Raw genomic sequence first — 21,367 nt, 5'->3', positions numbered from 1 at the left:
AAGACCCGTAATTTCGCGCAGCGGACTTACGGGTTTTTTATGTTCTGCAGCAACGCAGAACCCGCTATTGAACGAATGGAACGAGCCGCAGCCCCGTGCCCGCGTGCTCCAGTGGCATGAACCAAGCACCCCGCAAACGACAACCCCACCGCAGCGCAGCACCCGCAGCTTCCGCGCACAACGCTGGCAATGGCCCCAGCTTGTCCGAGCAACTGGTGGCAGTCGCTCGCGCCCTGCAGGAAGTGCGGCAAGGCCAATCCGCCCGTGCTGTGTTGGGTGGTGTCGATGCCTCGCTGCGCGCCGGTGTGCAGGCTTTGCTGATGGATGTGTTGCGTGTACTTGGCACGGCCGAAGCGGCGCGTGCCCAACTGGCACCGCGCAAGCCGGCTGGCGCGGTAGATGCGCTGTTGTGCACTGCGCTGGCCTTGCTGTTGCCGGCCACGCCGCGCTATGACGCCTTCACCTTGGTGAACCAGGCGGTAGATGCCGCCAAAAAACGCTCGGCCACCAAATCGCAATCGGCCTTCATCAATGGCTGCCTGCGCTCTTTTCTGCGCGAGAAAGAAGAGATTTTGCGCACCCTGGCCGGCGATCCGGTGGCGCAGTACAACCATCCGCAATGGTGGCTGGAGCGGCTGAGAAAAGACTATCCGCAAGACTGGCAAGCCATCATCGCCGCCAACAATGCGCAGGCGCCGATGGCCTTGCGCGTGAACCTGCAGCGTTGCACTCGTGCTGACTATCTGGCGCTGTTGGAGCAAGCGGGGATTGATGCGGTAGCGGGCATTGGCACAGCGGGTATTGTGCTGGTCAAGGCGGTGCCGGTAGAGCAGCTGCCGCACTTTGCAGACGGCTGGGTATCGGTGCAGGACAGTGCTGCACAAGCCGCTGCGCCGCTGCTGCTTGATGGTTTGCAGCCCCGTGATGGCAAGACCCTGCATGTGCTGGATGCTTGCGCAGCGCCAGGAGGCAAAACTGCCCATGTGCTGGAAAGCGCGGCCCAGCCAGGCGCTATCGACATGGTGGCGTTGGAGATTGATGCCAAGCGTGCCGAGCGCATTGGCGGCACCTTGCAACGCTTGGGCTTGGCTGCCGATGTGGTGGTGGCCAGTGCCAGCGAAGTAACCAGCTGGCTGCCCGCTGTGCAGGCGCGCCATGGCGTGCAGCAGTTCGATGCCATCTTGCTGGACGCGCCTTGCTCGGCATCAGGCATCGTGCGCCGCCAGCCCGATGTGCGCTGGCTGCGCCGCAGCAGCGATATTGCGCAGCTGGCCGAGATTCAGCGCCAGTTGCTGCAGGCCTTGTGGCCTTTGGTGGCGCCGGGCGGGCGCCTGCTGTACTGCACCTGCTCGGTTTTCCGGGAAGAGGGCGAGGCGCAGATTCTGCAGTTTTTACACCACCATCCAGAGGCCCAACGCTTGCCTGCGCCGGGGCATTGGTTGCCACAGTTGCAGCAGGCGGGTGACAATAGCCTGAGCCAACTGGCGCAAGACCACGACGGTTTTTACTACGCGCTGCTGCACAAACCGCTTTGATAGCCTCGCCATGCGATTCATCCACAAGCTCTGTCTGCTGCTGATGCTGTGCTTTGCCACAGCGGCGCCAGCGATGGCGGCTGACAACGAGAAAAAAGTCGAGCTGCAACTGGTGCGCAACAGCGAAGGCAGCTTTGCCTCGGTGGCCTTGCAGTTTGTGCTGCCCGAGCAGATCGAAGATGCGCTCTACAAAGGCGTGGCGCTGTACTTTGTGCAAGAGGCCGAGATCATCTCCGAGCGCTGGTACTGGCGCGACAAATCGGTGCACAAGGCGGCGCGCTATCTGCGCCTGAGCTACCAGCCGCTCACGCGGCGCTGGCGCCTGCATGTCTCCTCCAATCCGCTCAACGAAGCGGGCATGGCCGCATCGCTGGGCCAGAGTTTTGACAATTTGGAAGAGGCGCTGGCCGTGATCAAACGCGTGCGCAACTGGAAGATTGCCGGCGCCGATGACCTCTCCGACAGCGGCGACTACCTGGTCAAGTTCAGCTTCCGGCTCGACAGCAGCCTGCTGCCGCGCATTTTCCAGTTCACGCCCTTTGGCAACAGCGGGCTCAACCTGCAGCTCAAAAGCCAGCTGCCGCTGCCCGAGGCCAGCACGCCATGAAGCCCGAGAAAAGCTCGTCGCTGCGTGTGGCCCACACGCCGAGCCGGGCACGCTTGCCAGTCATGGTCGGCCTGATGGCCATGATCGGCATTGCACTGGTGCTGCTGTTCTTGCTGTCGCTGGCCACCAATAACCGCGTGCTCTACGAGCGCTATTACGGCATGCTGCTGGGCATCAATATTGGCGTGGCCTGTGTGCTGGCGCTGGTGGTGCTGTGGGGCGTGGTCAATCTGGTGCGGCGCCTGCGTGCTCGGCGCTTTGGCAGCAAGCTCTTGCTCAAGCTGGCGGCCACCTTCGCGCTGGTAGGGGTGCTGCCCGGTGTGGTGATTTATTTTGTGTCGTACCAGTTCGTCTCGCGCTCGATCGAGAGCTGGTTCGACGTCAAGGTCGAAGGCGCGCTGGATGCGGGCGTGAACCTGGCGCGCATCACGCTCGACACCACCGCCAACGCCATGGCGGACAGAACCCGCACTGCCAGTGCACAGCTCTCGCAGGTGTCTGATACGGCTTCCGGCCTGGTGCTGGAGCGCATCAAAGACCAGCTCGGCGCAGACGATGTGGTGCTGTGGTCGGCCAGCGGCCAGGCCGTGGCCAGCACCGGGCAATCGCGCTTCTTGCTGAACCCGGAAAAGCCCTCTGCCGCCTTGCTGCGCACCGCTGGCCAGCAGCAGCGGGCTTTCCAGATCGATGGTCTGGACGAGATCGCCGACATCAACGGCGTGATCAAGGGCGACACCTCGCAAGTACGCGTCAAAACCCTGGTGCAGGTCGCCAATGGCGAAGTGGGCGTGATTCCTGATGGCCGCTTTTTGCAAGCCACGATTGCGCTGCCGCAGGCCTTGGTCATCAACGCGCTCAAGGTGCAAGAGGCCAACCGCGAATACCAGGAGCGTGCGCTGGCGCGTGGCAGCCTGCGCAGCATGTACATCGGCACCTTGACCCTGAGCCTTTTCCTGGCCGTGTTTGGCGCGGTGGTGCTGGCTGCCTTGCTGGGCAACCAGCTGGTGCGGCCGCTGCTGGTGCTGGCCGAAGGGGTGCGCGAAGTGGCCTCGGGCAATCTGCGCCCCAAGCCCGTGCTGCCCAGCAAAGACGAGCTCAGCGGCCTGACGCGCTCGTTTGCCGAGATGACGCAGCAACTGCTGGACGCACGCCGTGCCGTGGAGCGCAGCATGCGCCAGACCGATGCGGCACGCCAAAGCCTGCAGACCATTTTGGACAACCTGACCGCTGGCGTCATCGTGCTCGACAAGCAAGGCGTGGTGCGCTCCACCAACCCGGGTGCAACGCGTATTTTGCGTGCCCCCTTGGCTGCTTACGAAGGCCGGCCGTTACGCGATTTGCCTGGCCTGGAAGCGTTTGCGAACGAGGTAGAGCAGCAGTTCAGCCGCTTGCACGACACCACGGGCGAGCACTATCTGGACCACTGGCAGCAGTCGTTCGAGCTCAATGGCGACAGCCAGCTGCCCAACCAGAACAGCATCAATCTGATCGCGCGTGGTGCCAGCCTGCCTGACGACCGGCTCTTGCTGGTGTTCGACGACATTTCCGAAATCGTCTCCGCCCAGCGCGCGCAGGCCTGGGGCGAGGTGGCGCGGCGCCTGGCGCACGAGATCAAAAACCCGCTCACGCCTATCCAGCTGTCGGCCGAGCGGCTGGAGCTCAAGCTCGGCCACAAGCTGGAAGGTGCTGACCAGGCAATCTTGAAAAAATCGGTCAACACCATCGTCGACCAGGTCGATGCGATGAAGCGCCTGGTCAATGAGTTCCGCGACTACGCCCGTTTGCCCGCTGCCGAGCTGCAGCCGGTCGATCTGAATGCCTTGATTCAGGACGTGCTGCACCTGTACGGAACCGAAAATGCCGTCGTGCCGATAGTGGCCGATCTGGAGCCGCAGGCGCCCCGTATCATGGGCGACGCCCAGCAACTGCGTCAGGTGATTCACAACTTGCTGCAAAATGCCCAAGATGCGACCGAGCAGGCCTGGGCCGGCAAAACCGAGCCCGTGCCAGCTGTGCGGATCGCGACGCGCTTGACGGGCAGCAGCAAACGTCTGCGTTTGACAATTGCTGACTTCGGTTGCGGCTTTCCCGAACATATATTACAAAAGGCCTTTGAGCCGTACGTCACCACCAAGCCCAAGGGCACCGGTTTGGGGTTGGCCGTTGTCAAGAAAATTGCGGACGAGCACGGTGCTCGCATAGAAATTTCAAACAGGATCGAGGGGGAAAAAATCCAAGGAGCCCAAGTGTCGCTATCATTCGCTATTGAAGAGGCACTAGCGATATAAGTGCTGGGTGGCACGGGACGCACTGGATTTCAAGAAGATATGGCAAATATTCTGGTTGTCGATGACGAATTGGGAATTCGGGATCTCTTGTCGGAGATTCTGAACGATGAGGGGCACAGCGTGGATGTCGCTGAGAACGCTACCCAGGCGCGCGCCTGCCGTAGCGAAAACCAGTACGACCTGGTCTTGCTCGACATCTGGATGCCCGATACCGATGGCGTCTCGTTGCTCAAAGAGTGGTCGATGACCGGCTTGCTCACCATGCCCGTCATCATGATGAGCGGGCACGCCACCATCGACACGGCGGTTGAAGCAACGCGCATAGGCGCGTTCTCTTTTTTGGAAAAGCCCATCACCATGCAAAAGCTGCTCAAGGCAGTGGAGCAGGGCTTGCAGCGCAACGTGCCGGCACCCGCGCCAGCCAGCGCACCTGCAGCCGCTGGCAAGGTGGCCAGCTATGCAGGCGCAGGCAGCTATGCGGCACCGGTGGCCACCATGGCCGCGGTCACGGCAGTGGTCGACACCATGCCCAATGCCCACCAGGGTTTTGATCTCGACCGCCCGCTGCGCGAAGCCCGCGATGGTTTCGAGAAAGCCTACTTCGAGTTCCATCTGGCACGCGAAGGCGGCTCGATGACCCGCGTGGCCGAGAAGACCGGCCTGGAGCGCACCCACCTGTACCGCAAGCTGCGCCAGCTCGGCGTAGACCTGACGCGCAATAAAAAGCACTGATTTCGGTTTTTTCCCAAAGAGCTCCAAATTCCACGCTATAATTCGATTCGTGGGCCCGGTAGCTCAGTTGGTAGAGCAGCGGATTGAAAATCCGCGTGTCCGTGGTTCGATTCCGCGCCAGGCCACCAGGAATCACAAGCCTTCGCATCAGCAATGATGCGGAGGCTTTCTCATTTGCTCGCTCGCGTGTTGGCGCAGCGTGCCTTGTCGTCTTCTTCTTGCTTGTCATCCTGGTTTTGCACGGCCCGGGTGCGGGTCGGCTCTATGTCTCAAGTCTCTTCGTCTGCCTTGCTGGGCATTGATTTCGGTACCTCCAACTCGGCCATGGCCTTCAAGAGCGATGCCTCTGCCTCCGGCCCTTCGCAGCTGTTGCAGGCCGAAGGCGCATCGTTGGCCATGCCAACGGCGGTGTTCTTCAACACCGAGGAAAACCGCACCCACTTCGGCCGCGACGCAGTGGCGCGTTACCTGGAAGGCACCGAAGGCCGGTTGATGCGTTCGCTCAAAAGCCTGCTGGGCAGCGCTTTGATGCAAGAGAAAACCGCCGTGCACGGCAAGCTGATGGCCTACCAGGACATCGTTGCCTTGTTTGTGCAGCAATTGGCCGATACGGCACAGCGCCAACTGGGCGCACTGCCGCGCACGGTAGTGATGGGGCGGCCGGTGCACTTTGTCGATGACGACGCTGCCCGTGATGCACAAGCACAGCACGCGTTGGAGCAGGCCGCCCGGGCGGCAGGTTTCAGCGATGTGCGCTTTCAGCTGGAGCCTATCGCTGCGGCGCTCGATTACGAGCAGCGCATCACCCAGGAATCGGTGGTGCTGGTGGTGGACATTGGCGGCGGTACTTCAGACTTCACCGTGGTGCGCTTGGGGCCGGATCGCAAGCACAGCGCCGATCGCGCCAGCGATATTCTGGCCACCACTGGCGTGCATATCGGCGGCACGGATTTTGACCGCCGCCTGAGCCTGCATGCGGCCATGCCTTTGCTGGGTCTGGACCACATCGGCCCGAGCGGGCGCGAAGTGCCCAGCGGCGTTTTCCACGATCTGTCGACCTGGCACTTGATCCAGTGGCTGTACAGCGCGCAGCGCATGCGCGAGGCCCAGGCCCTGCGCAGCAATTACCGCGATGCCGGTTTGCACGACCGCTTGATGCGTGTGCTGCGCGAGCATTGGGGCCACCGTTTGGCCAATGCGGTGGAAGAGGCCAAGATCGCCGTCTCCAACCAGCAAAGCGCACAGCGCCTGGATGTGGAATGGCTGGAGGCCGCGCTCAGCCCCGAAGTGGCTCCCGCCGATCTGCAGCAGTGCTTGCAAGTTTTGCTGGCGCAAGTGGCGGATTGTGCGCTGCACTGCGTGCAAATGGCGGGCTTGCAGCAGTCGCAGATCGATGCGATTTACCTGACCGGAGGTTCTTCCGCGCTGCAGCCGCTGCGTGCGGCGCTGGCGCTGGCTTTCCCCTCTACGCCGCAGGTGGAAGGCGATCTGTTTGGTGGCGTCGCCGCGGGCTTGGTGCACGGCCAAGCCGCTTGAAGCTGCGCCAGCGCGCTATTGGGGCTTCAGCGATAACCGAAAAAACCGAAGCTCAGTCTTCGGTTTCTTCTTCCTGCGTGCCGCGTTTTAGCGCCAGTGCTGCGTCGTACAAGGCATTGCGCGCTGCGCCGGTGATCTCGGCTGCCAGCCGCACAGCAGTTTTGGTGGGCAGCTCGGCCAACAGCAAGGCCAGCACGCGCTGCGCATCGCCGCCTTCTTGTTGCACGGCTTGCGGGTGCAGCAGCACGGCAAACTCGCCCTTGCTGCGGTTGGCATCTTGCGCCAGCCAATCGGCCAAGGCTTGGGCCGGCATGGTGGCAATTTCTTCAAATTGCTTGGTCAGCTCGCGCCCCAGTGTGACCGGGCGCTCGCCCAGCACGGCCAGGGCCTTGGCGAGATCAGCAATGCGGTGCGGTGCCTCCAGCACCACCAAGGTGCGTGGGTCTTGCGCCAACTGCGCTACGGCCTGCTGGCGCTCTTGCGCCTTGGTGGGCAAAAAGCCGATAAAGGCAAAGCCGTTGCCACTGCCATCGGCGGCCACGGCGCCTGCTGCGCTGACCAAGGTGGTGACGCTGCTGGCACCGGGCAGCGGGCTCACGCGCAAACCGGCGCGGGCCACTGCGGCCGCCAAGCGCGCGCCCGGGTCACTCACGCCAGGCGTGCCGGCATCGCTGACATAGGCGATGCGCTGGCCTTGCTGCAGGCGGTGGATGACCTGCTCGGCGGCTTCGGCCTCGTTGTGCTGGTGGACAGCGATGAGTTGCGCGCCCGACTTGCCAATGCCATACGCGCGGAGCATGCTGTGGGTGTGGCGCGTGTCCTCGCAAGCTACCGCATCGGCGATCTCCAGCACATGCAGGGCACGCAAGGTGATGTCGGCCAAATTGCCGATGGGCGTGGCCACGATGTACAGCGTGGAGGCCGGGTAGTGCTGGCTGCCGGCCGCGTCTTTGGCGGCAGGCAGGGCGGAGGTGAATGATGCGGACACCGTGGAAAATCCTTGAAAAATGGCTGGCACAGGCCCGTGGGCAGGCCGCGCCAGTGCTGGGCGATGGCACTGCCGAGCAGACCAGCAAGCTGCGCGGCGACCAGGCCGAGGATGCAGCGCTCCATTATCTCCAACAACAAGGCCTGCGGCTGTTGGCGCGCAATTACCGCACCCCCGGCCGTGGTGGCGGCGAGATCGATCTGGTCATGCAAGAGCGCGATGGCACGCTGGTGTTCGTGGAGGTGCGCCAGCGCGCCAGCGCCGGCTTTGGCGGCGCCGCCGGCAGCATTGGCGGTGCCAAACAGCGCCGCATCGTGCTGGCGGCGCGCCATTACCTGGCCGGTCAGCGCCACCTGCCTTCCTGCCGTTTTGATGCCGTTTTGGTGGAGCCCACCATCACCTGGCTGCAAGCCGCGTTCGATGCGGGCGAGGATGCTTGAAACACTTGCTATCTGTTTGATAGCTTCTGATGCATGGCCAGTGCGTTAAATAGCAGAGAATGCTTTCTGCACTCGGGCGGCGGCAAAAGACGTCAACCCGATCCTGGGGAAAACCGCCCAAGGTTATCATCGGGCCTCCATGCTAGAGCAACATATACAACAGCACTTTATCGATAGCGCCGATCTCCACTACCAGGTGTCCCAGGAGATCAGCGACAGCGTCGCCAACGCGGTTTACGCCCTGTTGGCCTGCGTCACCAGTGGCAACAAGGTCATGTGCTGCGGCAATGGCCTGTCCTGGGCCCAGGCCGCGCAATTTGCCGCCATGTGCGTCTCGGGCATGGACCGCGAGCGCCCCGAGCTGGCGGCCATGCTGATCGACAGCGGCCCGCTGGCGCAGTCCCAACAAGGCGGCAGCCTGTCCGGCGAGAAGCTGGCGCAAGTGGTGGCGCGCCAGGTGCGAACTTTGGGCCAAAGCGGGGATCTGCTGTTGGTGATCAGCGTGGACGGCAACGACCGCGCACTGCTCAACGCGGTGCAGGCGGCGCATGAGCGCGACATGTCGGCCATTGTGCTGACAGGCCGCAGCGGCGGCGCGCTGGCTGGCGCGCTCAGCGAGACCGATGTGCTGGTGAGCGTGCCGCACGACCGCCCCACGCGTGTGCGCGAAGTGCACCAGCTGGTACTGCATTGCTTGATGGACGGAATCGATACCCAATTGTTAGGAGAAGAGGAATGATGCCTGTGTCTTGGAAGCGATTGACCCTGAGCTTGGTTGCGGTTGGGGCCGTGGCGGCCTCGGTGTCCGGCTGCGTGCCGCTGGTGCTGGGCGGTGCGGCCGTGGGTGGCACCGTGGTGGCGATCGACCGCCGCTCCACAGGTATCCAGGTGGAGGACGAGGCCATCGAAATGCGCGTGGCCAACGCCATCCGCGAGAAGGTGGGCACCGAGGCACATATCAACGTCACCAGCTACAACCGCCAGGTGTTGCTGACCGGCGAGGTGCCCAACGAAGCGTTCAAGCAAAAGGCCGAGGAATACGCACGCGCCAGCCAGAACGTGAAATCGGTGGTCAACGAGCTGGCCGTCACCTTCAACACCAGCTTGTCGCAGCGCTCGACCGATACGCTGATCACCGGCAAGGTCAAGGCCAGCATCGTCGATGCCAAGGACCTCAGCTCCAACGCCTTCAAGGTGGTGACCGAGCGCAACGTGGTCTACCTGATGGGCCGCGTGACCGAGCGCGAAGCCAAGCGCTCGGCCGAAATCGCCCGGGGCGTGGCCAATGTGCAAAAGGTGGTGCGCGTGTTCGAGGTGATCAGCGAAGACGAGCTGAAATCGCTCAGCAGCAGCCGCAACACCGGCAACGCCGCGCCTGTGGTGAACGACGGCAGCGCAGCGCCCATCACAACAGCACCGGCTACAGTAACGCCTGCTGCAGCCCCAGCCAGCAGCGTGGCGCCAGCCAGTGCCGTGCCTGTCAGCACCGGCGTGACCACATCGCCCATCAGCACCACGCCCGTGCAACCGCTCAACGACGGCTTTACCACCAAGCCCTGAGCCTGAGCGCGGGGCCACTTGCCCCACAGAAAAGGCCGCAATTCGCGGCCTTTTCTGTATCTGGGCGCCGGACAAATGCCGGCTGCCATTACTTTTTGTTGAAGCGGGCGATCAGGCTGGAGGTGTCCCAGCGGTTGCCGCCCATTTGCTGCACATCGGCGTAGAACTGGTCGACCAGCGCGGTCAGCGGCAGGCGCGAGCCATTGCGTTTGGCTTCGTCCAGCACCAGGCCCAGGTCTTTGCGCATCCAGTCGACGGCAAAGCCGAAATCGAACTTGCCCTCGACCATGGTTTTGCCACGGTTCTCCATTTGCCAGCTTTGCGCGGCGCCCTTGCTCACCACGTCCAGCACTTGAGGCATGTCGAGGCCGGCGTTCATGCCAAAGGCAATCGCTTCGGACAGGCCTTGCACCACGCCGGCAATGCAGATCTGGTTGACCATCTTGGTCAGCTGGCCGGCGCCGCTGGAGCCGAGCAGCGTGAAGGCGCGCGAGAAAGCCATGGCCACCGGTTTGACGGTATCGAACACCTCGGCATCACCGCCGCACATGACGGTGAGCTGGCCGTTGACCGCGCCAGCCTGGCCGCCGGACACCGGTGCATCGATGAACTGCAGGCCCAGCGTCTTGGCTTGGGCGTACAGCTCGCGTGCCACATCGGCCGAAGCGGTGGTGTGGTCGACAAAGATGGCGCCGGGCTTCATGCCGGCGAACGCGCCGTCATGGCCGGTGGTGACCGAGCGCAGGTCGTCGTCGTTGCCCACGCAGCAGAACACGATGTCTGCGTCGGCAGCCGCTTCGCGCGGCGTGGGCGCGTGGCGCGGGGCCTTGCTGGCGGCAAATTCGCTGCACCAGGCTTGCGCTTTTTGGACCGTGCGGTTGTACACGGTAACAGCGTGTCCGGCTTGTGCCAGGTGGCCGGCCATGGGGTAGCCCATGACGCCCAGGCCGATGAAGGCGACTTTCAGCGAAGCGACAGGTTCGTAAGTGCGTGCGTTGATACTCGATGCCATTGCGTTGTCTCCAAAGAAAGCGGCACCGAGGATGACCTGGGTGCCGCGAGGCTGTCTACCCAAAACGGGGTACAGCTTATACGAATAATCACATGATCGTCAGGTGCTCGGTGCCTTCGGCCAGGTCGGTGCGTTTGGCGCGCTGGCTGTTGAGCTTGATCTGCAGGCGCAGGTCGTTCACCGAATCGGCATTGCGCAGCGCGTCTTCGTAGGTGATCTGGTTGGCCTCGTACAGGTCGAACAGCGACTGGTCGAAGGTCTGCATGCCCAGGTTGCGGCTTTTCTTCATGATCTCTTTGATCTCGCCGATCTCGCCTTTGAAGATCAGGTCCGAGATCAGCGGCGTGTTCAACAGCACTTCCACCGCAGCTACGCGGCCTTTGCTGTTTTGCTTGGCAATCAGGCGCTGCGACACCATGCCGCGCAGGTTCAGCGACAAATCCATCAGCAGCTGCGCACGGCGCTCTTCGGGGAAGAAGTTGATGATGCGGTCCAGCGCCTGGTTGGCGCTGTTGGCGTGCAAGGTGGCCAGGCACAGGTGGCCGGTTTCGGCAAAGGCGACGGCGTGTTCCATGGTTTCGCGGTCGCGGATTTCGCCCATCAGGATCACGTCTGGCGCCTGGCGCAAGGCGTTTTTCAGCGCGGCTTCCCAGCTGTCGGTATCCAGGCCCACTTCGCGTTGCGTCACCACGCAGTTCTTGTGCGGGTGCACAAATTCCACCGGGTCTTCGATGGTGATGATGTGGCCTTGCGAGTTGTCGTTGCGCCAATCGACCATCGCCGCCAGCGAGGTGGATTTGCCCGCGCCCGTGGCGCCCACCAGAATGCACAGGCCGCGCTTGGACATGACCACGTCTTTGAGCACCTGCGGCAGGCCCAGGCCATCAATCGTGGGCAGGGTCAGCGGAATCGTCCGCAGCACCAGGCCCACGCTGCCTTGCTGCATGAAGGCGTTGACGCGGAAGCGCCCAATGCCGGCGGGCGAGATCGCAAAATTGCATTCCTTGGTTTTTTCGAACTCGGCCACCTGCTTGTCGCTCATGATCGAACGTGCCAGCGACATCGAGTGGTTGGGCGAGAGTGGCTGGCTGGAGACCTTGGTCACCTTGCCGTCGATCTTGATGGCGGGCGGAAAATCGGCCGTGATGAACAAGTCACTGCCATTGCGCTGCACCATCAGCCTGAGCAGATCGTTGATGAATTTACTGGCCTGGTCCCGTTCCATGGTGATCCTCTCTCTGTGTCGTTGTTTCTGGCGCAACAGTGGCGAGGAACGGGTCTTGCAGGCGGCAAGGGCTGTTAAGGCTCGATCCGGGCGCTGGTCTGGCGCAATCTGGTGGAGAGTTTGCGAGCGAACAGCGCCAGCAGGTATGCGGCGGTGGATGCGTCGAGCTCCATCATGGCATCCAGTGTATCGGCCTTCAGCACTGCGAGGGCGCACTCCGTGCTGCTGGTGCACGAAGAAAAGCGCGGACTGCTGTCAAACAGCGACATTTCACCCAGCACTTCGCCGGCCTGCGCGTCGGCCAGATGCACCAGACTGCCATTGGGCAGCTGTAAATCGACGGAGACATGGCCACCCATCACGATCAGCATGTAGTCGCCGAGCTCGCCCTGGCGGATCAGGGTTTGCTGCGCTGGCACCTGGTAGAACTCCAGATATGGCACCAGTTGGTCGATAAAAGGCGATTGCAGCTGGCTGAGCGCCGCATCTTTGCTCCAGACCAGGCGCAAGGCGGTGGCCGGGTCCGATGGCGTCAGCAGCTGGGCCTCAATGCTTTTGCGCCGCTGGTTCCAGTGGACAAAGGGGCTGTTATGGGCGGTGGCCTGCTGAAAACCGTGCAGGAAAAAACCGGTATCGGCTTCTGCCACTTCGTCGGCGGCGGGCAGAAAAGGCTGGCTGGTCATGGCGCAGATCTCCTTTAGCCGCCAAGCATAAGGGGCAGCAGCGGTGTGTGCAATCACCACTGGTGCCCCAGCTACAACCGTTTGTCAGCCCGGGTCTCGGACTGCGGCAAAAAACGCTGCCTGCCAACTAAGTGAGCAATTGCTATCCGGGGAAGTTTTCTGGCGTTTTGGCCTTGCTGCGTGCTTCGGAGGGGCTGATCACGTTGCGGCGCACCAGATCGGTCAGGTTCTGGTCCAGAGTTTGCATGCCCATGGCGTTGCTGGTCTGGATGGTGGAATACATCTGCGCCACCTTGGCCTCGCGGATCAGGTTGCGGATAGCGGGCGTGCCCAGCATGATCTCGTGCGCGGCCACGCGGCCCTGGCCGTCCTTGGTTTTGCACAGCGTCTGCGAGATCACCGCTTGCAGCGATTCGGAGAGCATGGCGCGCACCATTTCCTTTTCTTCGGCCGGGAACACGTCGATGATACGGTCGACGGTTTTGGCTGCCGACGAGGTGTGCAGCGTGCCGAACACCAAGTGGCCGGTTTCGGCGGCCGTCATGGCCAGGCGGATGGTTTCCAGATCGCGCATTTCACCCACCAGAATCGCGTCCGGGTCTTCACGCAGCGCCGATTTCAGCGCGGCCGAGAAAGACAGCGTCTGCGGGCCCACTTCACGCTGGTTGATCAGGCACTTTTTGGATTCGTGCACGAACTCGATCGGGTCTTCCACCGTCAGGATGTGGCCGTACTCGTTCTCGTTGAGGTAGTTCACCATGGCCGCCAGCGTGGTGGATTTGCCCGAGCCGGTGGGGCCGGTCACCAGCACCAGGCCGCGCGGTTTCATCGACAAGTCTGCAAAAATCTTGGGCGCATTGAGCTGCTCCAAGGTCAGGATCTTGCTGGGAATGGTTCGGAACACGGCGCCTGCACCGCGGTTCTGGTTGAAGGCGTTGACGCGGAAACGTGCCAGGCCGTCGATCTCGAACGAAAAGTCCACTTCCAGAAACTCTTCGTAGGTCTTGCGCTGGGCGTCGCTCATGATGTCGTAGACCATGGCGTGCACCTGCTTGTGGTCCAGCGGGTCTACGTTGATGCGGCGCACATCGCCGTGCACCCGGATCATCGGCGGCAGACCGGCCGACAAGTGCAAGTCAGAAGCCTTGTTTTTGACACTGAATGCCAGCAATTGGGTGATATCCACTGCAACTCCCTCGTTGATTTGTTACTCTGCCAAGCATTATGAGCACGATTCCCGAAAAAATTCAGCAGGTTCGCATGCAAATCGACGAGGCTTGCCGCAACGCAGGCCGCCCCGTGGGCAGCGTGGCGCTGCTGGCCGTCTCGAAAACCTTTGGCATCGACGCCATCGCCGAGGCCGTGGCCGCCGGCCAGCAGGCGTTTGGAGAAAACTACATTCAGGAAGGCGTGGAGAAGATCGGCTACTTCGCCGAGCAGCCCGCCTACGCCGGCAAAGGCCTGGTCTGGCACTGCATCGGCCCGGTGCAAAGCAACAAAACGCGCCTGGTGGCCGAGCACTTTGACTGGATGCACACGGTCGACCGGCTCAAGATCGCCCAGCGCCTGTCCGACCAGCGGCCCGAGCACCTGGCGCCGCTGCAGATCTGCATCCAGGTGAATGTCGATGGCGGGGCCACCAAATCCGGCGTGGCGCCAAACGAGGTGGAAGCCCTGGTACGCGCCGTGGCCGAACTGCCGCGCCTGGTGCTGCGCGGCGTGATGAGCATCCCCGATGCGGCGGCAGATTTCGACGCCCAACTGGCCGTGCACCAGCGCGTCAAAGCCGTGTTCGACGACATTGCCAAACTCGGCTTGCCGCAGCTCAAACAATGGGACACCGTCTCGCTGGGCATGACCGCTGATTTGCAGGCCGCCGTACAAGCGGGCTCCACCATGGTGCGCGTGGGCAGCGGCATCTTCGGCAGCCGCAACTACGCGACAGCAGGTTGAGTGTTTGCTCCTGAATTGGTAGCTGCTGGCTATATGCTGGCGGTTGTTTAAAGATTTTTTGCTGGGAAATACCCGGCGCGCCAAGCCCGCAGCCTGCGTGATAAGCTGGCGCCGACACTGCAACACACAAGGAGACACCATGCCCGGATTGCTGCCCAATGTGGACCCCGACGGCCTGCTCGAATTCTCGGTCGTCTACACCGATCGCGCGCTCAACCACATGTCGAAAAAATTCATCGGCGTGATGGGCGACGTGCTGCACATCCTCAAAACCACCTACCACGCGCACACGGCCGTCATCGTGCCCGGCAGCGGCACTTTTGGCATGGAGGCCGTGGCGCGCCAGTTTGCCAACAGCGCCAAGGTGCTGATCGTGCGCAATGGCTGGTTCAGCTACCGTTGGACGCAGATTTTCGAAGAAGGCGGCTTGGGTGGCAGCGCCGTCATCTGCAAAGCACGGCCACAAGGCAAGGGCGCGCAAGACGCCTGGGCACCGTGCCCGGCGGCTGATGTGGCCGCCGCCATTCGCAAGGAAAAGCCGCAAGTGGTGTTTGCGCCGCACGTCGAGACGGCCAGCGGCATTATCTTGCCCGACGACTACATCCAGACCATCAGCGCTGCCGCGCACGAAGTGGGCGCGCTCATGGTGCTCGACTGTGTAGCCAGCGGTGCCATGTGGGTGGACATGCAAAAAACCGGCGTAGACGTGCTGATCACCGCACCGCAAAAAGGCTGGAGCGGTACGCCTTGCTGCGCCATGGTGATGCTGAGCGAGCGCGCTCGCAAAGCCATTGAAGACACCAAGAGCAGCAGCTTCTCCTGCGATCTGAAAAAGTGGATGCAGATCGCCGAAGGCTACGAAAAAGGCCAGCACGCCTACCACGCCACCATGCCGACCGATGCCTTGCTGCACCTGCGCGATGTGATGAAAGAGGCCGAGGCCTACGGCATGGACAAGCTGCGCGAAGAGCAAGTGCAGCTGGGCAAAGAAGTGCGCGAGCTGCTCGAATCGCGCGGCTTCCCCAGTGTGGCGGCCGAAGGCTTCAAGGCACCGGGCGTGGTCGTCAGCTACACCACGGATCCGGAAATCCAGAACAGCAAAAAGTTCGCCAGCGTCGGCCTGCAAACCGCTGCCGGTGTGCCACTGATGTGCGACGAAGGCCCGGATTTCAAAACCTTCCGCATCGGCCTGTTCGGCCTGGACAAATGGCACAACGTGGAGCGCACCGTAGGCCATTTGCGCAAAGGTCTGGACGATCTGGGTATCAAAGGTTAACTTGTGTTCGATCCGCGGCCAGCCTTGGCAGGCCGCGTGCACAATGCGTTTTTTCAGCAAGAAATGGATTTGTCCGCATGAAAGCATTGACTGCCAGCGCCTTGTTCGCTGCCATTGCCCTGAGCGCCGGTTTGGCCCAGGCCCAAAGCAAGCCTGTCACGACCAAGAGCGGTCTGGTGTTCGAGAGCGTGAAGGACGGCACCGGCGCCAGCCCCAAGGCGAGCGACACTGTCAAGGTGCACTACAAAGGCACTTTCCCCGATACCGGCAAAGAGTTCGACAGCTCCTACAAGCGCGGCGAGCCCATCGAGTTTCCGCTGCAAGGCGTGATCCCCTGCTGGACCGAAGGCGTGCAGCTGATGAAGATCGGCGGCAAAGCCAGGCTCACTTGCCCACCCGGCATCGCCTACGGTGCACGCGGCGCTGGCGGCGTGATCCCGCCCAATGCCACGCTGAACTTTGAAGTGGAACTGCTGGGCATCAAGGGCCAGTAAGCGCTGACGGTACTGGGGCCGACAAACTCATAAAAAACCTCTGCGCTGTGTTGGCGCAGAGGTTTTTTGTTGGCTGCCTCCAGCATCTGGCAGTTATGGCCCTGCCTGGCTCCGCTCCACCCCCAGCCGCTTGGCTAGGCGCTGCAGGTTGGCGCGGTCGAGTTGCAGTTCGCGGGCGGCGGCGGCCCAGCTGCCGGCGTGGCGGCTCAGGCTGTTTTCGATCAGCTGGCGTTCGTGGCGCTCTACGCTTTCGCGCAGGCCCAGGGCGGGTGCGCTTGGCGCGGGCATGGTGATGACGGCCGCTTTGTCGCTGCCGGCCATCCAGCCCGGCGGTGCCGGCACGGGCGCGGGGGGCGCGTTGTCGTCCCACAAATCTTCCACGCCGATGCTCAGCATGCGCGGGCGACTGCTGTCGCGGCCGGTGTTGTGTGACGGCGCCCGGCTCAGGGCTTTCAGCACGGCGCGGCTGATCAGGTGTTCCAGCTCGCGCACATTGCCGGGCCAGGCGTAACCCAGCAAGGCGGATTGCGCGGCAGCGTCGAGGCGCAGGCCGCCGAGCTGCAAGCGCGAGCGGTTTTCTTCGAGAAAGTAGCCGGCCAGCACCAGCGTGTCGCTGTCGCGCTCGCGCAGCGGCGGCACGGTGAGCGGGTAGACGCAGAGTCGGTGGTAAAAATCAGCGCGCATGCGGCCAGCGCGCACTTCGGCGGCCAGATCGCGGTTGGTGGCGGCGATCACGCGTACATCCACCTGGTGTTCGCGGTCGGAGCCCAGGCGCTGCAGCTGGCCGCTTTGCAGCACGCGCAAGAGCTTGGCTTGCACGGGCAGCGACAGCTCGCCCACTTCGTCGAGGAACAAGGTGCCGTTGTCGGCTTGCTCGAACTTGCCGCGCCGCTCGGACATTGCGCCGGTGAAGGCGCCCCGCACGTGGCCGAACAGCTCGCTCTCTACCAGGTTGTCGGGCAGGGCAGCGCAGTTGATGCTGATGAGCGGTTTGCTGGCGCGGCTCGATTGCGCGTGCACGGCCTGCGCCACCAGCTCTTTGCCGGTGCCGGTTTCGCCGGTGATCAGTACGCACAAATCGCTGGCGGCGACCAGCGCAATGTCTTTGTGCAGCTGGCGTACCGCCGGGCTGGTGCCCAGAAGCTCGCGCTTGCCGCTGGCGCGCGGCAAGGCTTCGGCCGTGCGGCCCACCTGCGCCAGCTGCTGCACGCGCTCGGCCGTGGCCACGGTAGCGGCGGCCAGGTTGCTAAAAGCCTGCAGCATTTCCAGCGCATTGCCGTTGGCAAAGCGCTCGGGCTCCAGCGCATCGAGCGTCAGCAGGCCCCAGGTCAGCCCGCCGGTTTGCAGCACGCAGCCCATGCAGTCGTGCACGTTCAGCTCGCCGGGCAGGGCGATCAGTCCGTCATAGGGATCGGGCAGCGGGCTGTCGGGCGCAAAGCGCATGGCCTGGCCGGCGGCCAGCAGCTGCGCCAGACGCGGGTGCTCAGCCACTTTGAAGCGGCGGCCCAGCGTGTCGGGCACCAGGCCATCGATGGCGACCGGGCGCAGCCATTCGCCTTCGAGCTGCAGCAAGGCCACGGCGTCGGCCGGCAACAAGGTGCGCAGGGCGGCCAGCAGGCGGCGCAGGCGCTCGCGTTCGGGCAGCTCTTGCGCCAGATCGGCCACCAGCGGAATGACGGCGTGGAGGATTTGGGGTGATGTCAAAACGACTCTTGGTGTCAAAAACACAGCATTGAAGTGCGGTCAGTGTGACTGCGTTTATGTTACAAGGCCTTGATATTCCACAAAACCTGTGCTGGCACGGAGCATGCATTCCCTGTGGCAAACCCACTAGAAAGGACATCGCATGTTGACCGCTCGCCAGAAAGACATCGTCAAAGCCACCGTTCCCTTGTTGGAGACCGGTGGCGAAGCGCTGACCACGCATTTCTACCAAATGATGCTCGGCGAATACCCTGAGGTGCGCCCGCTCTTCAACCAGGCGCACCAGCAAAGCGGTGCGCAGCCCCGCGCCTTGGCACACAGCGTGCTGATGTACGCCAAGCACATCGACAAGCTCGAAAACCTGGGCGATCTGCCCGCTCAAATCATCAACAAGCACGTAGCGCTGCAAGTGCAGCCCGGGCAATACCAGATAGTGGGCAGCTGCCTGCTGCGCTCGATCCGCGAAGTGCTGGGCGCCGAGATTGCCACCGACGAGGTGATTGACGCCTGGGCCGCCGCCTATGGCCAGTTGGCCGACATCTTGATCGCTGCCGAAGCCAAGGCCTACGACGACCTGGCTGCTGCCGAAGGTGGCTGGCGCGGTGCGCGTGCTTTCAAGCTGGTGAAGAAAGAAGCAGAAAGCGCCGAGATCAGCTCTTTCTACCTGGAGCCCGTCGACGGCAAGGCCGTGATCGCGCACCAGCCCGGCCAGTACATTGGCCTGCGCGCCATCGTCGACGGTACCGAGCAGCGCCGCAATTACTCGCTCTCGGCGGCGGCCAATGGCAAGAGCTACCGCATCAGCGTCAAGCGCGAACCTGGTGGCAAGGTGTCCAACTTTCTGCACGACCAGGTGCAGGTGGGCGACACCTTGGAGCTGTTCCCGCCGGCTGGCCACTTTGTGCTGCAGGCCAGCAGCAAGCCGCTGGTGCTGATCAGCGGCGGCGTTGGCATCACGCCCACTTTGCCCATGCTCGATGCAGCGCTGCAAACCGACCGCCCCGTGACCTTTATCCACTGCGCACGCGACAGCGCGGTGCACGCTTTCCGTGGCCAGGTCGATGCGCTGGCGCAGCAGCACCGCCAGCTCAAGCCCTTTTATGTGTACGACAAGATGCAAGACGGCGAATCGGTGGCGGCCGAAGGCTATCTGACCGAAGCGTTGCTGGGCCAGTGGTTGCCGGCTTCGCGCGATGCGGATGTGTACTTCCTCGGCCCCAAGCCGTTTATGCGTTCGGTCAAGGCTTCGCTGCACAAACTGGGCGTGCCTGAGGCGCAGGTGAAGTACGAGTTTTTCGGCCCGGCGCAAGCGCTGATCTGAAAGGGGAGGGTGGCCAGGAGCAGGGCGTGGCCTGTTCCTGGGCCGCTATATAAAAAAGAGCTGCCAGCGCGTGATCGCTCTGGCAGCTCATTCTTTTGCACGCCTGGGGCGCGAGGACCTCAGTCCTTGTAATAGGCCTCGACCTGGCCCTTGAGCTTGATCAGCAGCGGGCGGCCTTTGCGGTCGACCGTCTTGCCGGCGGGCACTTTCACCCAGCCTTCGCTCACGCAGTATTCCTCAACATCGAAACGCTCGGTGCCGTTGAAACGAATGCCGATGTCGTGGTTGAACACCTCGCGCGCGAAATGCGGGCTCTTGGGGTCGATGGACAGGTGGTCGGGCAGCTCGGGGCGGGCGGTGTTGGTGGTGTCAGTCATGGTGCTTGGAAAAGTGCAATGGCCGCCATTGTCCACACTTTGCAACGCGCCAGCACAGCGCGGGGAAACTACGCCTTTGGCTGACTTGGCAATCGCCGCCGCTTGCCTATACATTGGCCGCATGCCCATGCTATTGACCCACGAGCAGCAAACCTTGCTGCGCCGCGCCAAACGCACACCACTGCTGTTGCTGGTGGCCGTGGCCCTGCTGTTTGTATTGGCCAGCTGGTGCCTGGGCCAGCCCTTTGCGCAAACCGAGCGCTGGCAGCTGGCGTTGCGCTGCCTGCGCGCCATGACCGAGGCCGGCATGGTGGGCGCTTTGGCCGATTGGTTTGCCGTCTCCGCGCTGTTCAAACACATTCCGATTCCGTGGATATCGCGGCACACAGCCATCATTCCACGCAACAAAGACCGTATTGGCGAGAACCTGGCCGTATTTGTGCGCGAGCGTTTTTTGGATGGCGACTCGCTCGTGCAACTGGTGCGCACGCACCGCCCGGCCGACAAAATGGCACTGTGGCTGCGCTCGCCTGCCAATGCCGAGCTGCTGGGCCACCAAGTGGCGCGATTGGCTGCAGCTGCGCTGGCCACGGTGCAAGACGCGCAGGTGGAGCGCTTTATCAAGCTGGCGCTGCGCACCTTGCTGGGCCAGTTGGATCTGTCCAAATCGCTCTCCAAGCTGCTGACGGTGCTTACCCACGAAGGCCGCCACCAGGTGCTGCTGGAGCAGGCGCTCGATAAATTGGTAGAGCTGCTGCGCGAGGCCGAAACCCGCGAGCTGATGGCGCAAACCATTGCCTACTGGCTCAAGACCGAGCACCCGGTGAAAGAGAAAATGCTGCCCACCGGCTGGCTCAGCGACAAGGGCTCGGCCATGATCGCCAGCAGCCTGGAACACCTGCTCGACGCAATTGCCGACAACCCCGGCCATGTGCTGCGTGCCAAGTTTGACGAGACCATGCAAGAGTGGATTGCGCGCCTGGAGCACGACCCGGTGTGGCATGCCAAGGGCGAGGAAGTGCGCCGCTACCTGCAGCACGACGCCGCCATTGGCCAGTATGTGCAAGAGCTGTGGCAAAGCCTGCGCTCCAGCTTGCAGCGCGATCTGGCCAACGAGAACTCGGCCATGGCGCGCAATGTGCGGGGCATGGGTTTGTGGCTGGGCAAATCGCTGTCGGCCGATGATGCGCTGCGTGCCTCGCTCAACGAGCGCATGGAGATCTGGGTGCGCGATCTGGCGCCCGAGATTTCGCAGTTCTTTGGCACCCACATTGCCGACACCGTCAAACGCTGGGATGCCAAGGAACTCAGCGACCTGATCGAATGGAACATCGGCCGCGATCTGCAATACATCCGCATCAACGGCACCTTGGTGGGCGGGCTGATCGGCTTTGTGCTGTTCTGGCTGGGGTGGCTGGCGAGCCGCTTGGGTGGCGGCTGATGCAGCGATGACGGGTGGCAGAACGCCCAAGGTTTGCCTTGGCAGAGCGCACTGGCACCAACTTTACAAAACTCCGGCTTTACCATTTGCAACCATTCTTTATTCTTACTTATAATACGAATCGTTCGCATTACAAACTTGGCAATTCGCGTTTCCCTTTGCCCAGCCGGATGGCCTCGCTGCCATTCTTCATGC

Annotated in this window: 20 protein-coding genes and 1 tRNA gene; 14 read left to right on the top strand and 7 right to left on the bottom strand. The window is 62.7% G+C overall.

What is annotated here, in order from left to right; genetic code table 11:
• The first annotated feature begins 116 nt into the window (after positions 1-116).
• From rsmB to ACFIQF_RS23470, 6 genes are all read left to right on the top strand, one after another.
• Positions 117-1,535: a 16S rRNA (cytosine(967)-C(5))-methyltransferase RsmB gene (gene rsmB / locus ACFIQF_RS23495; protein WP_393946088.1), complete on the top strand. Its 1,419-nt coding sequence runs from the start codon at positions 117-119 to the stop codon at positions 1,533-1,535.
• 10 nt (positions 1,536-1,545) lie between these two features.
• The gene (locus tag ACFIQF_RS23490) at positions 1,546-2,142 is read left to right on the top strand and encodes a DUF4390 domain-containing protein (protein ID WP_393946087.1); all 597 of its coding nucleotides are present in this window, start codon (positions 1,546-1,548) and stop codon (positions 2,140-2,142) included.
• Entirely contained in the window at positions 2,139-4,430 is a 2,292-nt protein-coding gene (locus tag ACFIQF_RS23485; protein WP_393946086.1) for a sensor histidine kinase, read from the top strand. The genes ACFIQF_RS23490 and ACFIQF_RS23485 overlap by 4 nt, the downstream gene beginning before the upstream one ends.
• A 39-nt stretch (positions 4,431-4,469) precedes the next feature.
• The gene (locus ACFIQF_RS23480) at positions 4,470-5,162 is read left to right on the top strand and encodes a response regulator (RefSeq protein ID WP_393946085.1); all 693 of its coding nucleotides are present in this window, start codon (positions 4,470-4,472) and stop codon (positions 5,160-5,162) included.
• A 52-nt stretch (positions 5,163-5,214) separates the two neighbouring features.
• A tRNA-Phe gene (locus ACFIQF_RS23475) sits at positions 5,215-5,290 on the top strand.
• 136 nt (positions 5,291-5,426) lie between these two features.
• Positions 5,427-6,698, top strand: coding sequence for an Hsp70 family protein (locus ACFIQF_RS23470; protein ID WP_393946084.1), 1,272 nt, complete (start codon positions 5,427-5,429; stop codon positions 6,696-6,698).
• Between the two features lie 52 nt (positions 6,699-6,750).
• On the opposite strand, the gene rsmI is transcribed toward ACFIQF_RS23470, so the two are convergent.
• The gene (rsmI, locus tag ACFIQF_RS23465) at positions 6,751-7,686 is read right to left on the bottom strand and encodes a 16S rRNA (cytidine(1402)-2'-O)-methyltransferase (protein ID WP_393946083.1); all 936 of its coding nucleotides are present in this window, start codon (positions 7,684-7,686) and stop codon (positions 6,751-6,753) included.
• Here rsmI and ACFIQF_RS23460 point away from each other — a divergent pair.
• From ACFIQF_RS23460 to ACFIQF_RS23450, 3 genes are all read left to right on the top strand, one after another.
• On the top strand, positions 7,677-8,126 hold the full coding sequence (locus tag ACFIQF_RS23460) for a YraN family protein (RefSeq protein ID WP_393946099.1): 450 nt from the start codon (positions 7,677-7,679) through the stop codon (positions 8,124-8,126). The genes rsmI and ACFIQF_RS23460 overlap by 10 nt on opposite strands.
• A gap of 139 nt (positions 8,127-8,265) precedes the next feature.
• Positions 8,266-8,865: an SIS domain-containing protein gene (locus ACFIQF_RS23455; RefSeq protein ID WP_393946082.1), complete on the top strand. Its 600-nt coding sequence runs from the start codon at positions 8,266-8,268 to the stop codon at positions 8,863-8,865.
• Positions 8,865-9,686 (top strand): BON domain-containing protein, encoded by an 822-nt coding sequence (locus tag ACFIQF_RS23450; RefSeq protein WP_393946098.1) that lies wholly within the window; start codon positions 8,865-8,867, stop codon positions 9,684-9,686. Before ACFIQF_RS23455 ends, ACFIQF_RS23450 begins: the two co-directional genes overlap by 1 nt.
• 88 nt (positions 9,687-9,774) lie before the next feature.
• Here the strand turns inward: ACFIQF_RS23450 and ACFIQF_RS23445 are convergent, their stop codons facing one another.
• The 4 genes from ACFIQF_RS23445 to ACFIQF_RS23430 form a co-directional block, all read right to left on the bottom strand.
• A complete protein-coding gene (locus ACFIQF_RS23445; RefSeq protein WP_393946081.1) occupies positions 9,775-10,698 on the bottom strand; it encodes an NAD(P)-dependent oxidoreductase in 924 nt (307 codons plus the stop codon).
• An 88-nt stretch (positions 10,699-10,786) separates the two neighbouring features.
• Positions 10,787-11,923 (bottom strand): PilT/PilU family type 4a pilus ATPase, encoded by a 1,137-nt coding sequence (locus tag ACFIQF_RS23440; RefSeq protein ID WP_393946080.1) that lies wholly within the window; start codon positions 11,921-11,923, stop codon positions 10,787-10,789.
• A 74-nt stretch (positions 11,924-11,997) separates the two neighbouring features.
• Positions 11,998-12,606, bottom strand: a complete 609-nt coding sequence (locus ACFIQF_RS23435; RefSeq protein WP_393946079.1) for a cyclic nucleotide-binding domain-containing protein — start codon at positions 12,604-12,606, stop codon at positions 11,998-12,000.
• 142 nt (positions 12,607-12,748) lie between these two features.
• Positions 12,749-13,792 carry a type IV pilus twitching motility protein PilT gene (locus ACFIQF_RS23430; protein WP_393946078.1) on the bottom strand — a complete coding sequence of 348 codons (1,044 nt, stop codon included), beginning with the start codon at positions 13,790-13,792 and terminating at the stop codon, positions 12,749-12,751.
• A 38-nt stretch (positions 13,793-13,830) separates the two neighbouring features.
• On the opposite strand from ACFIQF_RS23430, the gene ACFIQF_RS23425 reads away from it, so the two are divergent.
• From ACFIQF_RS23425 to ACFIQF_RS23415, 3 genes are all read left to right on the top strand, one after another.
• Positions 13,831-14,559, top strand: coding sequence for a YggS family pyridoxal phosphate-dependent enzyme (locus ACFIQF_RS23425; RefSeq protein ID WP_393946077.1), 729 nt, complete (start codon positions 13,831-13,833; stop codon positions 14,557-14,559).
• A gap of 139 nt (positions 14,560-14,698) precedes the next feature.
• Positions 14,699-15,835 carry an aminotransferase class V-fold PLP-dependent enzyme gene (locus tag ACFIQF_RS23420; RefSeq protein WP_393946076.1) on the top strand — a complete coding sequence of 379 codons (1,137 nt, stop codon included), beginning with the start codon at positions 14,699-14,701 and terminating at the stop codon, positions 15,833-15,835.
• Between the two features lie 77 nt (positions 15,836-15,912).
• Positions 15,913-16,329 carry an FKBP-type peptidyl-prolyl cis-trans isomerase gene (locus ACFIQF_RS23415; protein ID WP_393946075.1) on the top strand — a complete coding sequence of 139 codons (417 nt, stop codon included), beginning with the start codon at positions 15,913-15,915 and terminating at the stop codon, positions 16,327-16,329.
• A gap of 93 nt (positions 16,330-16,422) precedes the next feature.
• Here the strand turns inward: ACFIQF_RS23415 and norR are convergent, their stop codons facing one another.
• Positions 16,423-18,033: a nitric oxide reductase transcriptional regulator NorR gene (gene norR / locus ACFIQF_RS23410; RefSeq protein WP_393946073.1), complete on the bottom strand. Its 1,611-nt coding sequence runs from the start codon at positions 18,031-18,033 to the stop codon at positions 16,423-16,425.
• Between the two features lie 142 nt (positions 18,034-18,175).
• On the opposite strand from norR, the gene hmpA reads away from it, so the two are divergent.
• Positions 18,176-19,354 (top strand): NO-inducible flavohemoprotein, encoded by a 1,179-nt coding sequence (hmpA, locus tag ACFIQF_RS23405; RefSeq protein ID WP_393946072.1) that lies wholly within the window; start codon positions 18,176-18,178, stop codon positions 19,352-19,354.
• A gap of 119 nt (positions 19,355-19,473) precedes the next feature.
• On the opposite strand, the gene ACFIQF_RS23400 is transcribed toward hmpA, so the two are convergent.
• A complete protein-coding gene (locus tag ACFIQF_RS23400; RefSeq protein WP_393946071.1) occupies positions 19,474-19,731 on the bottom strand; it encodes a DUF3297 family protein in 258 nt (85 codons plus the stop codon).
• A gap of 121 nt (positions 19,732-19,852) precedes the next feature.
• Between ACFIQF_RS23400 and ACFIQF_RS23395 the strand changes: the two genes are divergently transcribed.
• Complete coding sequence (locus ACFIQF_RS23395) at positions 19,853-21,172, top strand: DUF445 domain-containing protein (protein ID WP_393946070.1); 1,320 nt, start codon at positions 19,853-19,855, stop codon at positions 21,170-21,172.
• Positions 21,173-21,367 lie beyond the last annotated feature (195 nt).

It is taken from the genome of Comamonas trifloxystrobinivorans (assembly GCF_043359985.1).
In the GTDB taxonomy this organism is placed as follows: domain Bacteria; phylum Pseudomonadota; class Gammaproteobacteria; order Burkholderiales; family Burkholderiaceae_C; genus Comamonas; species Comamonas trifloxystrobinivorans.
The sequence above is the reverse complement of the archived record's forward strand: the minus strand, read 5'-3'. Positions and strand labels throughout refer to the sequence as shown.